1 protein-coding gene is annotated in these 1,094 nt (G+C 69.3%); it reads right to left on the bottom strand.

Translation table 11 applies throughout. From position 1 onward, the window contains the following. On the bottom strand, positions 1-1,094 hold a 1,094-nt coding region (locus ACO2Q5_RS23905; protein WP_423295726.1), incomplete at both ends, for a hypothetical protein.

Genomic DNA, 1,094 nt, shown 5'->3' with positions numbered 1-1,094 from the left:
TTCCAGAGGTTTTGGACGGCGTTTTGCATGTTTTTTGCGTAATCTGGGTTGTTGACGAACCCCGGGTCTGCGGCGGCGCGGTGCAGGCGCTGTTTCAGGGTGGCGCGGCGGGCGGGGTCGTTGCCGAGGCTGCGGGCCAGCGCCACATAGGCCTCGGGCGTATCGGCCAGCAGATCGGCGAAGCCGTGGCTTTCCACCAGGAACTGGTCGATCGACCGGGTCGAGCGGCGGCGCAGCGTCACCGGCGGCACCCCGTGGATCAGCGCCAGATGCGTCATCGTCGCCCCGCCATGGGGGAAGGGGTTCAGATAGACATCGGCGCAGGACAGCGCCGCCTCCGCCTCCGCCACGCTCAGCTCTCCCAGGACCCGGATGCGGGCCGGGTCCAGCCCCACCTCCGCCGCCATCTCCTCCAGCTGGCGGTTGAAGACGAAGGCCATGCTGCGCGCCGCCCAGCCGGGGTTGTAGGGCGCCAGCAGCAGCACCCCGTTCTCCACCCCCGCCGCCGCCTGCATCATCGCGCGCAGACATTCATGCCGCAGCTTCATCGACGAGCCGGCATTCATCAGCACCACATCCTGCGGCCCGAGCCCGAGCGCGGCCCGGTCCAGCGGCGGGTCCGGCCGCGGCTCCAGCGTGGTCAGATAGTTGATCACCGGGCCGGGCAGCCGCACCAGCCGCTCGGCAAAGCCCGCCTGCGCCACCTCATCCACCGCGCTGTCGCTCGCCCCGGTCAGCACCGCATCGAAGGAGGGATAGCCCATCGGCATCGGCACATGCGAATTCAGCACCGCCTGCACCGGCGCCACCCGGCGGTAGAGCGCCAAATCCAAGGGCTGCAGCCCGTAGGTCGTGGCATTGGCGTAAAGGAAGACATCCAGCCGGTCGGCCAGCAGCTGCGCCCGGATCCCGGCGGGATCGGCGGGCAGGTCGCGGCGGTGCGGGATGACCGCATCGAACAGAAGGTCGAAGGCCGGATCGCGGCTGACCACCCGGTCGCGGAAGCCGATGGAATAGGCAAAGACCTCGAACCGCGCCGGATCGAAGCCGCGCAGAAACGCCACCACCGCCTCGCTGTCAGGCCCCTTCTCGAA

Origin of the sequence: Neotabrizicola sp. VNH66 (genome assembly GCF_049445895.1) — a bacterium.
GTDB lineage: Bacteria > Pseudomonadota > Alphaproteobacteria > Rhodobacterales > Rhodobacteraceae > Pseudogemmobacter.
The sequence above is the reverse complement of the archived record's forward strand: the minus strand, read 5'-3'. Positions and strand labels throughout refer to the sequence as shown.